This is a genomic window from Mycobacterium sp. Aquia_213, assembly GCF_026625985.1.
Taxonomy (GTDB): Bacteria; Actinomycetota; Actinomycetes; order Mycobacteriales; family Mycobacteriaceae; genus Mycobacterium.
The window spans coordinates 3,077,675-3,095,558 of record NZ_CP113116.1; the positions used below are offsets into that span (position 1 = coordinate 3,077,675).

At 65.8% G+C, this 17,884-nt stretch carries 13 protein-coding genes; 10 read left to right on the top strand and 3 right to left on the bottom strand.

Annotated features, from left to right (window positions below; translation table 11 throughout):
* The first annotated feature begins 1 nt into the window (after nucleotide 1).
* The 4 genes from LMQ14_RS14470 (at nucleotide 2) to LMQ14_RS14485 (ending at nucleotide 4,499) form a co-directional block, all read left to right on the top strand.
* Nucleotides 2–979, top strand: coding sequence for an FAD binding domain-containing protein (locus LMQ14_RS14470; protein WP_267730280.1), 978 nt, complete (start codon nucleotides 2–4; stop codon nucleotides 977–979).
* Nucleotides 976–3,147 (top strand): xanthine dehydrogenase family protein molybdopterin-binding subunit, encoded by a 2,172-nt coding sequence (locus LMQ14_RS14475; protein WP_267730281.1) that lies wholly within the window; start codon nucleotides 976–978, stop codon nucleotides 3,145–3,147. Before LMQ14_RS14470 ends, LMQ14_RS14475 begins: the two co-directional genes overlap by 4 nt.
* A 147-nt stretch (nucleotides 3,148–3,294) precedes the next feature.
* Nucleotides 3,295–3,744, top strand: a complete 450-nt coding sequence (locus tag LMQ14_RS14480) for a flavin reductase family protein (RefSeq protein WP_267735515.1) — start codon at nucleotides 3,295–3,297, stop codon at nucleotides 3,742–3,744.
* Between the two features lie 35 nt (nucleotides 3,745–3,779).
* Nucleotides 3,780–4,499 (top strand): pyrimidine reductase family protein, encoded by a 720-nt coding sequence (locus LMQ14_RS14485; RefSeq protein ID WP_267735516.1) that lies wholly within the window; start codon nucleotides 3,780–3,782, stop codon nucleotides 4,497–4,499.
* A 39-nt stretch (nucleotides 4,500–4,538) separates the two neighbouring features.
* Here the strand turns inward: LMQ14_RS14485 and LMQ14_RS14490 are convergent, their stop codons facing one another.
* The gene (locus LMQ14_RS14490) at nucleotides 4,539–5,024 is read right to left on the bottom strand and encodes a polyketide cyclase (RefSeq protein WP_267730282.1); all 486 of its coding nucleotides are present in this window, start codon (nucleotides 5,022–5,024) and stop codon (nucleotides 4,539–4,541) included.
* 357 nt (nucleotides 5,025–5,381) lie between these two features.
* On the opposite strand from LMQ14_RS14490, the gene LMQ14_RS14495 reads away from it, so the two are divergent.
* Nucleotides 5,382–5,723, top strand: a complete 342-nt coding sequence (locus tag LMQ14_RS14495; protein WP_267730283.1) for a hypothetical protein — start codon at nucleotides 5,382–5,384, stop codon at nucleotides 5,721–5,723.
* Between the two features lie 146 nt (nucleotides 5,724–5,869).
* Nucleotides 5,870–7,678, top strand: coding sequence for a serine/threonine protein kinase PknE (locus LMQ14_RS14500; RefSeq protein WP_267730284.1), 1,809 nt, complete (start codon nucleotides 5,870–5,872; stop codon nucleotides 7,676–7,678).
* Between the two features lies 1 nt (nucleotide 7,679).
* Here the strand turns inward: LMQ14_RS14500 and LMQ14_RS14505 are convergent, their stop codons facing one another.
* The gene (locus LMQ14_RS14505; RefSeq protein ID WP_267730285.1) at nucleotides 7,680–9,122 is read right to left on the bottom strand and encodes an adenylate/guanylate cyclase domain-containing response regulator; all 1,443 of its coding nucleotides are present in this window, start codon (nucleotides 9,120–9,122) and stop codon (nucleotides 7,680–7,682) included.
* A gap of 328 nt (nucleotides 9,123–9,450) precedes the next feature.
* On the opposite strand from LMQ14_RS14505, the gene LMQ14_RS14510 reads away from it, so the two are divergent.
* Together LMQ14_RS14510 and LMQ14_RS14515 are read left to right on the top strand one after the other, a co-directional pair.
* Nucleotides 9,451–10,671 (top strand): sensor histidine kinase, encoded by a 1,221-nt coding sequence (locus LMQ14_RS14510; RefSeq protein WP_267730286.1) that lies wholly within the window; start codon nucleotides 9,451–9,453, stop codon nucleotides 10,669–10,671.
* 48 nt (nucleotides 10,672–10,719) lie between these two features.
* Complete coding sequence (locus tag LMQ14_RS14515; protein ID WP_267730287.1) at nucleotides 10,720–11,121, top strand: response regulator transcription factor; 402 nt, start codon at nucleotides 10,720–10,722, stop codon at nucleotides 11,119–11,121.
* Here the strand turns inward: LMQ14_RS14515 and LMQ14_RS14520 are convergent.
* Nucleotides 11,100–12,872 (bottom strand): cyclic nucleotide-binding and patatin-like phospholipase domain-containing protein, encoded by a 1,773-nt coding sequence (locus LMQ14_RS14520; protein ID WP_267730288.1) that lies wholly within the window; start codon nucleotides 12,870–12,872, stop codon nucleotides 11,100–11,102. The genes LMQ14_RS14515 and LMQ14_RS14520 overlap by 22 nt on opposite strands.
* 602 nt (nucleotides 12,873–13,474) lie before the next feature.
* On the opposite strand from LMQ14_RS14520, the gene LMQ14_RS14525 reads away from it, so the two are divergent.
* Together LMQ14_RS14525 and LMQ14_RS14530 are read left to right on the top strand one after the other, a co-directional pair.
* Nucleotides 13,475–14,536 carry an adenylate/guanylate cyclase domain-containing protein gene (locus LMQ14_RS14525; RefSeq protein WP_267730289.1) on the top strand — a complete coding sequence of 354 codons (1,062 nt, stop codon included), beginning with the start codon at nucleotides 13,475–13,477 and terminating at the stop codon, nucleotides 14,534–14,536.
* 150 nt (nucleotides 14,537–14,686) lie between these two features.
* Nucleotides 14,687–17,809, top strand: a complete 3,123-nt coding sequence (locus LMQ14_RS14530) for an MFS transporter (protein ID WP_267735517.1) — start codon at nucleotides 14,687–14,689, stop codon at nucleotides 17,807–17,809.
* Nucleotides 17,810–17,884 lie beyond the last annotated feature (75 nt).

The window sequence follows — 17,884 nt, forward strand, 5'->3', positions numbered from 1 at the left end:
GGTGTTTCCGTTCCGCTACGTCAGGGCCGCTGACGAGCCATCGGCGTTACGGGCCGGGGCCGTGGGCGCACGCTACATCGCCGGCGGCACCACGCTGGTCGACCTGATGCGGGAAACCGTCGAACGTCCCGATTCGCTGGTCGACATCAACGCCCTCCCCTACCGATCCATCGACGTGCTACCGGGGAAGATCACCGTCGGGTCCCTGGTGCGGATGTCTGATCTGGCATCGCATCCCGCGGTCCGCCAACAGATTCCGATGATCAGTCAGGCACTGGAGCTCAGCGCCTCGGCTCAGCTACGCAATATGGCGTCGATCGGGGGCAACCTCCTGCAGCGCACCAGGTGCCTTTATTTCCGCGACGTGTCGGCCCCGTGCAACCGACGCACACCCGGCACCGGTTGCTCGGCGATCGACGGGTTGCACCGAACACAGGCGATATTCGGCACCAGCCGGCAATGCATCGCCACCCACCCGTCAGACCTGGCCGTGGCCATGCTTGCAGTCGACGCCGTGGTGGTCGCTCACGACACGACCGGGGAACGCCGAATTCCCTTGGCGGATCTCTTCCGTCAGCCGGGTGATTCACCGCATCTCGAGCACAACCTTCGCCCCGGGGAGCTGATCGTCGCCGTCGAGCTCCCGGTCGGTCCCGAGGCCCGCCGGTCCGGCTACCTCAAGGTCCGCGATCGACAGTCCTACGAGTTCGCATTGACCTCCGCGGCCGTCGCACTCGATATCGGTGCCGGCATCATCCGCAGCGCAAGGGTCGCGGTCGGTGGAGTCGGCACCGTGCCGTGGCGATTGCCCGCTGTCGAGAAAGCGCTAACCGGACGGCCGCCGGTCCGCGACGTCTTACGCAGCGCGGCCGAGCTCGCCGGTGCAGGAGCAACACCGTTGCGGGAAAACGCGTTTAAAGTCGAACTTCTCAAACGCACCGTCGAGAGACAGCTCACCCTGCTGGCGGCGACGCCATGACCCACGCGATAACCGGCGCACAATTCGTCACCGGCCAGCCGGTCACCCGGGTTGACGGCCACTTGAAGGTGAGCGGGAAAGCGCCGTACGCTGCCGACAACCACATCCCCGGCTTGCTGTACGCAACGCTGGTGTGCAGCACGGTGTCTCGCGCCCGCGTCGACAGGATCGATTCCGCCGTCGCACTGCGCCAACCCGACGTACTGCGAGTGCTGACCGACTTCACCGGTATGAAGTTGCCGTTCGACATACGGCAGGTTTCCTACTTCGGCCAACCGGTCGCCGTGGTGGTTGCCACCACTCTGGAGGCGGCGGCGCACGGGGCGTCGGTCGTCGACGTCCATTACTCGGTGCGCCCCCAGTTGACGGATATCGATGCGCCGCAGGCCGTTACCCGGCACCCGGAGATCAATCTCGACTACGCGCGCGGCGACGCCGATGACGCCGTCGGCCGTGCACCGGTGGTGACCGACCTGGAGTTCGCGATCGCACGCAACAACCACAATCCGATGGAATTGCCTGCAACCATTGCCAGCTGGGAGGGTGACCAGCTCACGGTGTGGGACAAGGTGCAAGCCATCGACGCTGCCCGTGAGGCTTACGCCGAGTCGCTGGGTGTGCCCAAAGACCGGATACGGGTGATCTCGCCATTCGTCGGCGGGGCGTTCGGAAGTGCCGGGCAGACCTGGCCGCATCAGCTGCTGGCGGCATTCACCGCCCGGCGCATGCAGCGCCCGGTCAAACTCGTGCTGACCCGCAAGCAGATGTACAGCGGAATCGGCTACCGGCCCACCAGCCGCCAACGAATGGCCATCGGGGCAGACCGGTCCGGGCAACTCTCCGCGATGATTCATGAAGGACGCACCGAAACGGCGAAGTACGGCACTGCGTACGAGGACCGCCTTGTCGTCAATCCACGATTCCTCTATCGCGTCCCCAACATGCGTTCGACGTATCGCCTTGTGCCGCTTGATGTCAACATGCCGACCTACATGAGGGGGCCCGGAGCGGTCACCGGAATGTTTGCGCTCGAGTCAGGCATGGACGACCTCGCCCACCGGCTGGGCATCGATCCGGTCGAATTGCGGGTACGCAACGAACCCGATGTCGATCAGACCAACGGCAGGCCGTTCTCCACCAGACGACTCACCGACTGCCTCCACCAAGCAGCGGCGACCTTCGGCTGGGACCGGCGCAACCCCACACCCGGGGCCACCCGCGAAGGCGATCACCTGGTCGGGATCGGCATGGCCGCTGCGGCCTACCACACGCAACGTCTCCAATGCGGCGCCATTGCACGAATATTGGCCGATGGCACCGCCGAGGTGCAAAGCGCGACCAGCGACATGGGCCCCGGAACGTATACCTCGATGACGCAGATCGCCGCGGACGCCCTGGGTATGCCACTCACCCGGGTTCGATTCGACCTCGGCGACAGCCGATTTCCGCCGGCACCAGCGCACTCCGGCTCGCGGACCATGGCGAGCGTGGGCTCCGCGGTGTTTTCAGTCTCAAATATGCTGCGCGACAGATTTATTCGTACGGCCGTGACCGACCCCGGATCGCCGCTCATCGGTCTGCGCCCGAATGACATCACCGTCACCGATGGCCGCATGATCGCAACGATCGGACCCGAGCGCAGCGAGTCGTACCAGGATTTGTTGCGTCGGCGCGGCTGGCCTTCGCTGGAGTCCGAGCAGACGTGGATGCCCGACGACGCCGACCAGCGGTACTCCATGTACGCCTACGGCGCGGTATTCGCCGAAGTCGCCGTCGACCAATTACTCGCGACAGTGCGGATCCGGCGCATCTATGCCTGTTACGACGCTGGCCGGGTGATCAATCCCAAACTCGCGCACAGTCAGGCTATCGGCGGCATGGTCGGCGGAATCGGGATGGCGCTGTTGGAAGCAACGCAACTGGACCACCGTGACGGCCGAATCGTCAACGCGAACATGTCGGACTATCTGGTGCCGGTCAACGCCGACGTCCCGGCGCTGGATGCGACTTTCTTACCCGCGGAAGACACCCTCGCCGACCCGATCGGCGTCAAAGGGCTCGGCGAGCTGGTGATCGTGGGGGTGCCGGCCGCGATCGCCAACGCGGTGTTCAACGCCACCGGAAAGCGCATCACCGAGTTACCCATCACGGTGGAAAAGCTGCTGTAAATCGGCCTGTATTCGGCTGGTCGCGGCCGGTCGCGGCGGCCATTGCGGTCGGTGTGATTCCAATTCGGGCCGAATGGGAATAGAGAGCGGGTGGGCGAGCCGGGGGTGAGTGCGTTTGAAAAGTTGGTGGCACTGCTCAACTACCCGATGTTCGTGGTAACCACGCAGGCCAACGGCCACACCGCCGGCTGCCTGGTGGGCTTCGCCTGCCAGGCCAGCATCAGTCCGCCTCGTTTCCTGGTCGGCCTGTCCTCGCAGAACCACACGTTCCGGGTGGCCGCCAACGCCACCCATCTGGCGGTACATGTGTTCGATATCGAACACATCGACCTCGTCGAACTGTTCGGCAGCCAGACCGGCGACCAAACGAACAAGTTCGACCGCTGCCGGTGGCATCGCGGCCCGGCGCAGCTACCCATCCTGGACGACGCGGCCGCCTGGTTCGTCGGCAAGATCGTCGATCGTTTTGCCCTCGGCGACCACGTCGGGCACCTCCTCGAACCGCTGGACGGCGACCCGCCGGATGACGACGAGCAAGACGAGCAATGGGTGTCCTTTGACGACGTCCGCTCCCTGGACCCGGGCCACGAGGCATGACCGCCTCCGAGCATCACCGCCAGCAGGCGAACACGGTGCACGATTCTCCCCGCGTGGGCACCGTCAGCGACGTCGCCGAACTCGCGTCGTTCTACGCCGAGCCCCCGGACGGGGTGCGCGTCAACATGATCTACAGCGCCGACGGCGCCGCCGTATTCGGCGGTCGGGTCGGGCCGTTGTCGAGCCAGACCGACCAACAGCTGCTGAAGGTGCTGCGGGGATTCGCCGACGTGGTGCTCGTCGGCGCCGCCACTGCGCGCGCCGAGGACTACGGTCCGGTGCAGCTCAGCGAGACGCAGCAAGCCGAACGGCAGCGCGCGGGGAAGAGCAAGCCGCCCCCGATCGCCGTGATCAGCCAAACCGGCGAGCTCCCGGCCAGACTCGTCAGCGACCCGAGCCAACCGCCGCTGTTGGTGACCTGCGCGGAATCCGCGGCGCGGCACAACCGCAGCAGCGAACAACGATGCGGCGTATTGGTGGCCGGCGAGGACACCGTAGACGTCGCGCGGGCCGTTGCGCTGCTACGCGCGCACGGCCTGTCCCGGGTCCTCTGCGAGGGCGGGCCGACGCTGCTCGACGAACTCGTGAACGCCGACATCATCGTGGAGGTCTGCGTGACGTTGGCCCCCAAGCTCGCCGCGAGCCAACCGGTGGGCCATTTACGCCGGCCGTCACGATTGCCGCTGCCGGCCGCGTTGCGGCTCGAACACGCACTGGCCTACGACGACTATCTGTTCTTGAAGTATCGCCGCTGATCACGAACTGTTTTGCTGGGCACCGAGCTCGCCGTGCCATTAACCCTGCGGGTATCCCCGGCGTACGGTGCGGTCGAGAATGCCCAGCGTCGCCCGCAGTGCGCCCTCGGAGATCACCGGGAAAATCCCGGCTTCCCGCCACTTCGGATCGATCTTCGACCAGTCGTAGAACGAGGTCACCACGGTGCCCGCGGCATCCTCGGTCGGCTCGAGCTGGAAGCCGTAGATGTGGCCGATCTGGGGGCGCAGCTGGCCGAGAACCGTCCATGAGATCAGTCGATCTCGGTCGAATTCCGTGATCTCGACGGTGACGTCGTACCTGCCGAGCTGCGGGTAGTCGTTAAGGGCCTCGCGGTCCATGTGCACGACGAAGCTCTCGCCGGCCGCCGCCACCGGATTGCCGTCGGCGTCTTGCAGCATTCCCGTGGAGTCGATCGCCACATGGCCCTGCGGGTCGCATAGGAGCCTGAAGATATCGGGCGCGGGCGCCGGAATAGTGCGCTGAATCTCGATCCGTTCGGTCATGCGTCCTCCCAGCCAACGTTGATGGGTCGCCGGTAACTCTACGACGCCCGCGCCGCTCGCTGTCCGAAACCGGATGCCCCGCAACGTTTGCCTCGCCGTCCCGGAGCACCCGCGTTGTTCTGCTCCGATGGCGCCAAGCACGGTGCTGTGTCACGGTGGATTGATGTGGCGGTGCAATTCCCAAGCAAGCGTCCGGGCCTACCCCCCGGCCGGGCGTTTCACGGGCGAGTCCGGGGCGTGCGCCCGGTTTCGGTGCGGTGACGCAAGTTCAAACGGTCGTCGAATTGCCTGTGCGACATCACCTTCAGCCCACCGCCGGCTGCCTTCGCGCACTTCCAGAGGAGGACCATCGGCCAGGTGAGCAATTCAGACGACGATGACGGCTACCGCAACATTGCGGTGAACGGACTGCGGCCCAACGAACTTCGCTGGGCGCTAAACCACGATTCCGTTCATGGCATTGCGTACGCGTTCAAAAATCCCGTCGCGGTCGCCGACTCCAGCGATGATCCCGACGACGACCGACAGACCTACTTGGTGCGGATCAAACGCGACCAGTTAGCCACAGCGCTGGGAAATATCAACGAATGGATCGTCAAGAATCCCGGTAAAGCCGGGATGCACGCGTACGGGTTCCTGCGGGCGCTATCGCGAGAGGGCCTCAGCGAACGCCGGACCGGTGACGAGGAGCGCCGCTGATCGGCGAATTGAGCGACGACCGGTCACAAGCGCGTTTGCGGCCGCGCTAAGCGGCACGGCTTATCGAATTAGCTGGCATTCTCTATTCACCATGCCGCCGGTTGGCCCAAACTATTAGCCTTATGCCTGGCATAGAGGAGTCGGCGATGGGTGACACCGCGGGTTCGCGGGAGGGCTCGCAGTTCGGGCCCTATCTGCTGAGACGGCTGGTGGGTCGCGGCGGGATGGGCGACGTCTATGAGGCCGAGGACACGGTCCGGGAGCGGGTCGTCGCGCTGAAGCTGATGTCGCAGACGCTGTCCACCGATCCGGTCTTCCGCACCCGCATGCAACGCGAGGCGCGTACCGCGGGACGGCTGCAGGAGCCTCATGTGGTGCCGATTCACGACTTCGGCGAGATCGACGGGCAGCTCTATGTCGACATGCGCCTGATCGACGGCCTGGACGCGGCCACCATCCTGAGCCGGTACGGACCGCTGAAACCGCCGCGCGCCGTGGCGATCGTGCGCCAGATCGGCTCCGCGCTCGACGCCGCGCACGCGGCCGGTATCACGCATCGCGACGTCAAACCGGAGAACATACTGATCAGCGGTGACGACTTCGCTTATCTGGTCGACTTCGGCATCGCCAGCGCCACCTCCGACGAGAAGCTGACGCAGTTCGGCACCACGGTGGGCACCTTCAAGTACATGGCCCCGGAACGGTTCAGCGACACCGAAGTCACCTACCGGGCCGACATCTACGCGCTGGCCTGCGTCCTCTATGAGTGCTTGACCGGATCTCCCCCGTTCCAGGGTGATCAGGTCAGCGTGATGAGCGCGCACCTGCACCAGTCGATCCCGCGGCCCAGCGCCACGCGGCCGGGCATTCCGGCCGCCTTCGACCAGGTGATCGCGCGCGGCATGGCCAAAGACCCGCTGGACCGCTACCCGACCTGCGGCGATCTGTCGGCGGCCGCGTATGCCGCCCTGGCCACGCCCGATCAGGATCGAGCGACCGACATTCTGCAGCGCAGCCAGGCCGAACTGCCGGCCGCGTACGCGGGTCAGGCGCCTCTTGGATTTGCGCCGCCGCCGTCCGGCCTGGGGGGCCAGGCTCCGTCCTGGGGCACGGGTTGGCCGGGGTCGGCTACCGGCTCACCGGCTCCCCCGAGCGGACCCATCCCAGCGCAGACGGGGTGGCCCGGTGCTCCCGGCTGGGGCACGGGTGACGCGTCCAGCGTGGGGATGTCGTCGTGGGGGCAGCCGCCACCGCGGCGCGGGCGCAATGCGTGGCTGTGGGTCGGCCTTGCGGCTTTCGTGGTCCTGGCGCTGGTGAGCGCGGTTCTCGTGGTCGCCCAACCGTGGCGGTCGTCGGGCCCGTCCTCGTCAAAACCACCCGCGGCACCGGACGCGGTGGAGCTCCGCGTCCTCGACGACGGTGTGTTGGTGGGCAGCTCCGCGGCACCGGTCACCATCGACATCTTCAACGAACCCATGTGCCCGCCGTGCGGCAGCTTCATCCGGTCCAACGCGGGCGATATCGAAACCGCGGTGAACAACAAGAAACTCGCGGTCCGCTACCACCTGCTGAACTTCCTCGACGACAAGTCGCACAGCAAGAATTACTCGACTCGGGCGGTGGCGGCGACGTACTGCGTTGCGGATCAGAACGATCCGAAGCTCTACATGGCGTTCTACGCGGCGATCTTCGCCAGCGCCTTCCAGCCCCAGGAAGGCGCCCCAGAAGATCGCACCGACGGCGAACTAGCCCAATTGGCCAAGACGACCGGGGTCGACGCCAACGCGATCAACTGCATCAAGTCGGGTGGAGACGTCGCGACCGCCAAAGCCAAGGCCGAGGCCGGCGACACGACGCTGGCCGGGTTCAATGCCACTGGTACACCGTTCGTTTGGGACGGCACTAAGTCCCTCAATTACCAAGACGCGACCTGGTTGACCAAGCTGCTCGGGTAGTTCAGGGACGAACCGCCTCGACCTCGTTGACCTCCGCCAACGCTTGTCGCACCTCAGCCGGAACCGACGTGTATACCGCGAAGAGGTCACAAAAACCGTTTTGCGCATCGCATTCGATGACCTTCGCGAAGGCCTGCCTGCCCGCAACCTCGAGCATGAGGTCGTCAAACGCAGAGACCGTCACCTGGGTGCGAATCCGTACGGCCTCTTCGCCGCTGGCGATCACCTCGGCCCGGTGCTCTGCGCCGACGATCTTGTCCTTGATGATCGACATGCCAATCGGTTTGGGCACCGCAAGACTGGTCAAGGCCCGGTTCGCGCTGGGCAGCGCGAGGTCGTACTCGCCGGCCAACCCTCTGATGTCGTGCACGGTCACCGGGTCGGTGAAGCCTTTCGCACGCATCTGGAAGGAACCCAAAGTACTTGCGATGCCGCTGATCTCGCGATAGGTCCAATCCGAGACCAAGACCTGACCCCCGACGGTATGCGACTCGATGCGCGCGACCAGGTTGACGGTCTTGCCGACGGCGGTGTACTTCTGCCGCCGCCGCGAGCCGATGGTGCCGACCACGACCTCCCCGGTATGCACACCGATACCCAGCGCGAGTTCGGGTAGTCCCTGTTCCCGATGATCGGCGTTGATCTCGTTCATCGCGAGCTGCAACTCGAGTGCCGCGGCGACCGCGTGCTCGGGCGCCCTGTCGTCGGTGATGGGTGCACCGAAGAAGACGAGCAAACCGTCGCCGAGGATTTCGTTGATCGTGCCGTTGCGGAGGAACATCACCTCGGTGGCGCGCTCGAGGAAACCGTTGAGCACCTGCACCACCTGCTCCGGTGCAAGCACTTCGGACAAGGCGGTGAAACCGCGGATGTCCGCCATCAGCACGGTCAGCGTGAGCCGCTCGCTGCTCATGCTTCCTTCCGGCCGCGCCAGCAGCTGCCCCTTGACCTCTTCGGAGACGTAGCGGCCGAAGATCTCCTCGACGCGGTGCTTCTGTTCGGTCAGTTCGAGGGCATGCCGCTGCGCGTCCTGGCCGGCCTGAAGCTCGCGCACGATCGTGACGGCCTTGGTGATCGTGGTGCGCAGGTCGACCACATCGAGGGGCTTCACTTGAAAGTCGAACGCGCCCCGCATCATTGCCGCGCGGACGTTCTCGAGGTCGTTGTACGCGGTGAGCACGATGGTCTTGAGCGGGCGGCCCAGCTTGGTCACCTCGGTGAGCAATTCGAGGCCGTTCATCTGAGGCATGTTCAGGTCGGTGATCAGGACCTCGAGATCCGGACTCGCAGCGACCAACTTCAACGCGTGCACCGGATCCGTCGTAAAGATCAGGTCGTACTCGCCGCGCTGCAATTCCTTGCGAAAGCGGCCCTTGAACAGTGCCCCGACGTCTTCCTCGTCATCGACGACCAGAAGCCGCACCGGGTGCTCGCCCTCTGGCACAGTGGCTCCAATCGACGAAGTATCAGTGACGTGCCGACATACGGTTCGGGTTTCGTTCGCCAGCCCGTAATGCGTCGTGCACCTACACCGCATTCTCCGCGTCGGCCGAAGTTCACTCGCATCGTAACCGACATCTACTCGGGCCCAGCGCGATTCCAGACTGCCAGGACCTATCTTGCTGTTGAACGGCAGGTTACATTCCGGGGGCATCGGCCTGACGATTCACTGCCCCAACGGAATTCGAAACCGACCTGTTCTGGCGGTTGCCGCGCATGGGGGGCACCGATGTCCCTACACTTCGCATAAATACCAACACCGGTGAGGCAGCGTGGAACAAGACAGCACTCCGCCCAACGTCCGGCAGCCGTGGCCAACGACCAAGGTCTTTTGGAACCTCGCCGCAGCGATGGTCGGCTTCGGAATCCTCGTCGCAGTCGTGGGACGAATTTCCCTGCTCGGGCTGGGAATCGACGCCAAAGAAGCATTTCGCCCGCAGCCAGTCTTCATCAGCATCACCGCAGGAATCTTGATCGGCGTGGTGAATTATCTGATCGTCAGCCGGGTGGTGCGCCATCGGCTACACGTGGTCTCCGCTCGACTCATGGCGGCCCAACGCGAAATCGCCGACAGCGTGGGAGCCGATTCGTGGGAGCCGCTGACGTTGCGCTACGGCCTCCCGGTCTACAGCGACGATGAGTTCGGCCGGACGGCCGCGTCGTTCAACTATCTGCTGAACTCCCTGGATGAGAGCCAACTGGCCGAACGCGAACTTCGACAGAGCCTGGTCGAACAGGCCAAGCTCGCCGCGATGGGAACACTGACCGCCGGCGTCGCCCACGAAACGAAGAACCCGCTGAACTTTGTCAAGAACTTCGGCGAGTTGAACCTCGAGCTCTGCGCCGAGCTCCGGGAAGTGTCGAACGAGGACGGCGAAGAGCTGGTCACCGACATCGAGGACAACACCACCAAAATCGTTCACCACGCCCAACGGGCCCTCGACGTGATGGCAACGATGCTTCAGGTCGGTCGATCGCATGCCGGCGACGCACAGCCGTGTCATCTCAACCGGATCGTCGAGCAGAGCGCCGGGCTCGCCGAGCATTCGTGGCGGGCCAGTCATCAGGGCGCGCGCTGCGCCATTCAGATCGGCCTCGACGACGACGACCCGATCGTGCGCGGCTTCGAAGGCGACCTCGTCCAGGTGATGATCAATCTCGTGATGAACGGGCTCGAGGCTGCCGGATCGGACCCCGACCGGGTCGGCGAGGTCCGAATCACGGTGCAGCACGACGACCAATGGACGACGGTCGCCGTGACCGACAACGGATCGGGGGTTGCCCCGGACGCCCTAACTCGCATCTTCGAGCCGTTCTTCACGACCAAGTACCGCATGGGAGGCACCGGGCTTGGTCTTTCGATCAGCAAGAACATCGTCGACAACCGGCACAACGGCGAGCTTTCAGTCAGCAACGTGCCCGGGGCCGGCGCTCGGTTCGTGGTAAAACTTCCGCTGGAGGCGCTGGCGGCCAAAGCAGGGGCACCTGCCTAGAACGATTGACACCCAATCGATTTCACACCGATAAGGGGCTGAAGACGAATGAACGGAACTGACACCGCGGTCGCCGTGCAGGCAACGCACATGCTCGTGGTCGACGACGAAACCGATGTCGTGACGCTGTTTCGGCAGCGCTTCCGCCGTGAACTGCGCTCCGGGCAGCTCATCATGCAGTTCGCCGACACCGGGCGCGCGGCCGTCGAGGTACTCGAGATGCTCGACCCCGACGTCATCCTGGTCTTCAGCGACATCGAGATGCCGGAGATGAACGGCCTCGAACTACTCGAGCACGTGCGAGAAAAGTGGCCGCATGTCCGTATCTACCTCGCGACCGCGTACGACAGCCCGAGCTACACCCAGCGCGCGGCCGATCTCGGCGCCCACGGCTACTTCACCAAACCGCTGGACTTCTCGGCACTGCGTCAGATCATGTTCGCGACTTGAGCCTCGGCGGTCGCACCGACCAGGTGTGGATTCGCTTCCAGCACGGCACGAGTCGCGACCCGTCCGGCTTCCACCGCGGCATCGATCTTCTTGAAATCCAGCGGACCAATCGTTGAGATGTCCGGCTCGACGATGGCCGCGATGCGGGGCAGCTCGCGCAGGTTGCCGGTGGAGGCCGCCAGGTCAACGGTTCGCAGCAACGTCTCTTGCAGCGGCGGCAGGGCGACGTCGGTCCCGGTCAGCAGCCGCCGGACAAAGCCGGGCGGCTGAACGATTGCGGGGAGCAAGCCAAATCCCTTAGAAGGCAAGAATTTTCGCCGGAGATCGACACAGATGACTTCACCGTCGCCGTCTGCGCACATCACATCGGCCGGAAGGTTGTTCAACAGCCCCCCGTCGATGAGCAGGCGCTCGCCATGTTGCACCGGCGGAATGAGACCCGGAATCGAGATCGACGCGCGCACGGCGAGCGTGAGCGATCCCCGACGATGGATGATCTGCTCGCCGGTGATCATGTCCGCGGAGACCGAGAAAAACCCTTTCGGCAGGTTCTCGATCAGGCTGCCGCCGAAGAAGTCCTCGAGCAAACCTTCGATGCGGGTGCCGCGGGTGAGCGCTATCGCGGGAAGCGTGTAATCGCCTAGTGGGCTGCTTTTTCCGACGAACCGGTATGCCGCGTCCGTCGCCTCATCCGCCGTCATGCCCTGAGCGAAGGCCGCGGCGGCAATGGCACCGGCACTCGTTCCGCCGAAGCGGTCGACGACAATGCCCGCCCGGGTCAGCTCTTCGTAGACGCCGAAGTGCGCCAACCCCCGAGCACCCCCACCCGCCAGCACGAGCCCATAGGAGCGGCCGGCGATTCTGCGGGCTACCGCGGCGATTCCGGCATCGTCACCGCGATGATGCGACACCGGATTCAGCAGATCCCACCAACTGGGATCCAGCTCGGTCAACGCGATCAGGTGCACCGGCCCTTGGGCATTGATTCGATCGAGCTCGTCCGGCGGCTCGGCTTGGTCGACTAGAACTACGAGCCGATCGCTTTGCGCGACAACGTATCGCCTCCAGAGCTCACCCGAACCCCGGTCGGCCACCACCAACACCCAATCGTGGCTGCGCTCGGCCCGATCGAGGGTTTCGGCGAACGCCTCGACGATCTCGCTGTGCGCCGTGACCCCTGCGGTTTGGTCAACGGGCGGTGCGACCACGGCGATCGAGCCGTAGCCGCCCAGCCGCGCCGCGATCGCCTCGACGATCGGTGCCGCGACCGCGTAGCCGGCCGAGACGACGCCGATGACCCGTGGCGCCGAAGAGATGTTTGCCGACTTCGAGTCGCGCAGCATCCTGGCCATCACCCGAACCATCGCCAACTGCAGCTGTGGAGCGTTGGCGAGCACCTCACTGAACGTTTCGCCGGCGATGCGCCAGACCACGCCGTCGCGGAGTGCTTGGACCCCGGCCGAGCGCACCGATCCGGAGATCACACCCAGGTCCCCGATGGAGTCGCCGGCCGCCATCTCGCGGATCACTTGTCCATCGGCACCGACGGCCGCGAATCGCCCTGAGTCGATTACGTAAATGGCGTCGGACGGCTCACCCAAACGAAAGAGCCATTCGTAGGCTCCGATGTGCTGGCGGTCCACCGCGCTCGCCAGGTCGTTGAGTTGTTTCGCGTCAATGTCGGCGAGTATCGGAACATTCCGCAGCGCTTTTCGCGCATCGGCGACTCGCCACTCCCGTCGAGTACTCATGGGTTGACCGTAGCCGCGGCCGGGCTCACAGAACGCATACTCTTCCTCCCCGGCGCTCCAAAAGGGTTCGGGTGTACCTTTCGAAATTCCGCCGACTCTCGGGCGAACTAATCCCCCGTTTGCCGCCGTCAACGCTGCGGACTCAACGAAGCATTCGGTCGCCAATACTACGTCGACCGCTGCGCGCTCGAATCCCTTTGGGGCGGAATCCAACCCAGCCGCCGAGCGAGACGGCACGATGGCCCTAATCGCGCGAGGGCAAACGTCATCGTCGATTAACCCGCGGTTTACCCACAATTTTGCGTCTGTAGGCCATTTCAGGATTTCCGAACTCGCCGGGGTGGTTTCCGGTAATGTCCGCAGCGTCACCAATTGCCGGTACGAAGGACAGCCGTGAGCGCGAAGGACCAGCGGGTCAGCGTGGTCGCGGCAGACCTAGTCTCCGGGAAAGGCAACGTATGGGTGACGATTGGCGAACTGGCGCCAGACCCCGGCTGATGACGACGTGTCATGAGACCGCAGCGACGTCGTGACTGCGGAGGAGCATTGGCATTAACCGGCTTTCAGTTGAGCGGACTGACACGGCGAGCAGCGAGGCAATCATGACTTCCTCTATTGAGATGCCGGACCCGCAGCCCGGCAACCCACTGGCCTACCTCGTCTTGCACGACGGCGGCGTTGAACGCGGTGTGCCGATTATCGATCAACTGTTTATCGGTCGCGAGTGTGCGGGGATCAGCGAATCGCGCAGACTGGTGATCCGCGATCCCGAGATCTCCCGGACCCATCTCGAAATCCGGTTGGACGCCGTCGCTGATCAGGCTTTCGTGATCGACACCAGCACCAACGGCACATTGCTCAACGGCATGCGGTTGGCTCGCGCCGTTCCCGCGCCGCTGCGGCCCGGCGACGAGATCCGGATCGCCGATGCCGCGATGGTCTTCCGCTCGCAGCGGTTCACCGCGGCCGCGATGGCGCCCGGCGTCACGCGCACCAGGATCAGCCAGACCGCCATGGTGATGGTGGTCGGCGACATCATCAACTACTCGACCATCTCCGAAGTCACCGAAGGGGAGGTCATCGCGCAGAGCCTGCACACGCTGTGGCATGAAATCGGCGGTGTCCTGCAAGCTCATCGCGGCACGCTGAACCACTACGCCGGCGATGCGATATTCGCGATCTGGGAGGCCAGCCAGTTCCCGGATGCCGGTGAACGCGCGATCGATTTCGCGCTCGCCGCGAACCAGCTTGTCGGGGAGCTCGGGCCGAGATTGCCGTTGCGCAGCCCGGACGGTTCGCCGATCCGGATGGGTTGGGGCGTGGTGGTTGGCATGGTGGCACTGGCGGCCATGACGAGATCGGTCGAGGCGGTGATCGGCGACTCCACCAACGTGGCGTTCCGGCTGGCCGGCCTTGCCGGGCGCCAAGGGCGCGCGTCGGTGATGGTGACCAACGGCGTGCGGCGCACCGTCGAGACACAATTCACGTGGGGAGAGGGCGAGCAAGTCGAGCTCAAGGGTCGAAGCGGGAAAGAGACCGTATTTCCCGTCATCGGCCGTGGGCCGGCCACCGGGTCGACGACTTTGCCGGGGAGAAACACTGCGGCGGATCCGGGCGATAGTCCCGAGACCACCGCGGAGATGCCCATCCGAAAAGCCGACTGAGCCGCCCGCCGGCTTCCACCCCAGGGGTCAATCATGGATCTCGGAACGTCCCATGCGCCACGCCGATCCAATGCCGCGGACACGGCGACTACGGATGACGCTGTGGCGAACGGCAATACGACCGCGAAGCCGTCGGAAAAGCGTCAGCTGATGGGCTCGCTGACCGTGCGCCGTCAGCCCTCGTCGACGGCGGTGCTGTTGGTGGCGGCGTTCGGTGCGTTCCTCGCCTTCCTCGACTCGACGATCGTCAACGTCGCGTTCCCGAACATCCAGCAGTCGTTTCCGACCTACCCGATCGGCGACTTGTCCTGGGTTCTCAACGCCTACAACATCGTGTTCGCGGCGTTCCTCGTGGCGGCGGGCAAGCTCGCCGACTTGCTCGGCCGCAAGCGAATGTTCATCTGGGGCGTGGTGCTGTTCACGGCGGCATCGTGGCTGTGCGCACTGGCCAACACCGTCGAGCAGCTGGTCGCATTCCGGATCCTGCAGGGCGTCGGCGCGGCGCTGCTGGTACCGGCTTCCCTCGCCCTGGTCGTCGAGGGTTTCGACGTCGCGCGCCGCGCCCACGGCGTCGGATTGTGGGGCGCCGCGGCGGCCATCGCATCGGGTCTCGGCCCGCCGATCGGCGGCGCGATCGTGCAGGTGTCCGATTGGCGCTGGGCGTTTTTGGTGAACGTGCCGCTGGGCGTCATCGCGGTGGTGGTGGCCCGTCGCGAGTTGGTCGAGAGCCGTTCGCCAGGGCAACGGCGAGTACCCGATCTGCGCGGGGCGTTGCTGCTCGCCGCCGCACTCGGCTTGTTGACCCTCGGGTTGATCAAGGGGCCGGACTGGGGCTGGTCGAGCGCCGGGACGATCGGGGCGTTCGTCGCCGCCGCGGTTGCCCTGGTCGGGTTCGTGGTCAGCTCCCGGTTCCACCCGTCGCCGCTGATCGAACCCGCCTACCTGCGCGTGCAATCGTTCGTCACGGGCAACGTGCTGACGATCATCGCGGGCGCCGGTTTCTACGGCTACCTCCTCACACATGTGCTGTTCCTCAACTACGTGTGGGGATACAACCTGCTCAAAACGGGGCTCGCGGTCGCTCCCGCCGCGCTCGTCGCGGCCGTCGTGGCCGCGGTGCTCGGCAAGATCGCCGACCGGCGCGGACACCGCACGATCATCTTCATCGGCGCGCTGATCTGGGCCGGCAGCCTGGTCTGGTACGTGCAGCGGGTCGGCACGCATCCGAACTTCCTCGGCGAGTGGCTGCCCGGCCAGCTGCTGCAGGGACTCGGGGTCGGCGCCACGCTGCCGCTACTCGGCAGCGCCGCCCTGGCCCGCGTTCCCAAGGGCGGTAGCTACGCGACCGCGTCGGCTGTGGTCAGCAGCTGCCGCCAACTCGGCGCCGTGATCGGAATTGCATTGCTGGTGGTCCTGATTGGCACACCGGCTCGGGGTGAGGCCGCCGACGCCCTGCGCCGAGGCTGGGTGATGGCAGCGATCTGCTTCACGGCGGTGGCCATCGGCGCATTGTTCCTCGGCCGCACCGGGCAAGTCGCGGCTGCGGCCGTCGATGCCAAGCAGCCACCTAAACTCGAACGACGTTCGCGCGCAACGGCTGTCGCGCGCCATGAGCAGGTGCTCGCGGTCGGCCGCGACGACGACCTGCTGGAGAGCCTGCCGCTGTTCGCCGGCCTGGATACCGAAGCTCTTGCCGACCTGCGACACAGCGCCGAAGAGATAGAACTCACGGCGGGCTCCTATCTGTTCCAGGCCGGCGACGCGGCCGACTCCCTGTACGTGGTGCGTAACGGCCGCCTGCAGGCGGTGCAACAGGGTGTCGCGATCCGGGAGCTGGGCCGTGGCGAGGTGATCGGCGAGCTCGGGCTGCTGACCGGCGCACCCCGGTCCGCGGCCATCCGGGCGGTGCGCGACTCCACGCTGGTGCGGCTCACCAAGGCCCAGTTCGACAAGATCGCCGACGCCCGCGTACTCGGCGCGTTGGTGCGCGAGCTGGCCACCCGGCTGCATCAATTGCCACCGCCGACAACGTCGAACCTGACCTCCTGCGATGTGGTCGTCGCGGTCGTCGGCGTCGACGCCGATGCGCCCGTGACGATGGTGGCCCACGAATTGGTGCATCTGCTGTCGGGCTATCTCCGCGCGGTGCGGCCGGGCCGCGTCGACCGCGCAGGGCTGGAGCGCGCCGAGCGGGCCGCGGACAAGGTGGTGCTACAGGCGCAGGTCGACGACGCGGAGTGGCGTGACTTCTGCCTGCGCGTCGCCGATCGGATCGTGCTCGTCTCGGGAAACCCGGCGCCACCGGCCGATCCGCTGCCCGAACGCGCGATCGGCGCGGACCTGCTGCTGGCCGGTCCGCCGGCCACCCGCGAGCACCGCCGCGCCTGGGAAACGCTGATCACGCCGCGCTCGGTACTCACGCTGCACACCGACGGTTCGGCCGAGGATCTGCGTCCGCTGGCCGCGCGCATCGTCGGACGTTCGATCGGTTTGGTCCTGGGCGGCGGGGGCGCGCGGGCGTTCGCTCATCTCGGGGTGCTCGAAGAGCTGGAAGCCGCCGGGATCGTCGTCGACCGGTTCGCCGGCACCAGCATGGGCGCGATCGTCGCGGCGCTGGCAGCCAGCGGACTGGACGCGGCGGGCGTCGACGCCTACGTGTACGAGTACTTCATCCGCACCAACCCGATCCGGGACTACACCGTGCCGGTGAAAGGCCTGACCCGCGGGCGGCGCATTCCCGCGCTGTTGCGTCGCGCCTACGGCGAGCGGCTGGTGGAGGAGCTACCCAAAGAGTTCCGGTGCGTCAGCGTCGATCTGCTGCGGCGGCGCACCGTCGTGCACCGACGCGGCCCGGTTGCCGACGCCGTGGGGTGTTCGCTACGTCTGCCCGGGATCTTCCCGCCCTACGTCTATGGCGGCACGCTGCACGTCGACGGCGGGGTGCTCGACAACCTCCCCGTCTCGGCGCTGGCGAGCACCGAGGGACCGCTGGTCGCGGTCGCGGTTGGTTTCGGCGGCGACGCGACGGTATCGACGACTGAATTCGCTGATCCCCCACGTGTTCCCGGGATCGGCGAAACTCTCGTTCGCACGATGATGATGGGCAGCGGGTTGGCCGCGGCCGCGACACTGGCTCAGGCCGACGTCGTGATCCGGCCCAGCACCCGCGGCGTCGGGCTGCTGGAGTTCCACCAGATCGACCAGGCCCGCGAGGCGGGCCGCGCCGCCGCCCGGGAGGCGTTGCCCCAGATCCTCGCGCTCGCGCACCGCTGAGTTCGACGCACATGCCCGGAACACGCTGCGGCATAACGCAGTTCGCTGAGTCCTGAGGCGCGCGGCGCTGCCGGT

Bases quoted from the DNA above. Each gene is read 5' to 3' on its own strand.
- LMQ14_RS14475 (WP_267730281.1), top strand. From the start codon at position 976: ATGACCCACGCGATAACCGGCGCACAATTCGTCACCGGCCAGCCGGTC.
- LMQ14_RS14480 (WP_267735515.1), top strand. From the start codon at position 3,295: ATGTTCGTGGTAACCACGCAGGCCAACGGCCACACCGCCGGCTGCCTG.
- LMQ14_RS14490 (WP_267730282.1), bottom strand. From the start codon at position 5,024: ATGACCGAACGGATCGAGATTCAGCGCACTATTCCGGCGCCCGCGCCC.
- LMQ14_RS14500 (WP_267730284.1), top strand. From the start codon at position 5,870: ATGGGTGACACCGCGGGTTCGCGGGAGGGCTCGCAGTTCGGGCCCTAT.
- LMQ14_RS14515 (WP_267730287.1), top strand. From the start codon at position 10,720: ATGAACGGAACTGACACCGCGGTCGCCGTGCAGGCAACGCACATGCTC.
- LMQ14_RS14520 (WP_267730288.1), bottom strand. From the start codon at position 12,872: ATGAGTACTCGACGGGAGTGGCGAGTCGCCGATGCGCGAAAAGCGCTG.
- LMQ14_RS14525 (WP_267730289.1), top strand. From the start codon at position 13,475: ATGACTTCCTCTATTGAGATGCCGGACCCGCAGCCCGGCAACCCACTG.
- LMQ14_RS14530 (WP_267735517.1), top strand. From the start codon at position 14,687: ATGGGCTCGCTGACCGTGCGCCGTCAGCCCTCGTCGACGGCGGTGCTG.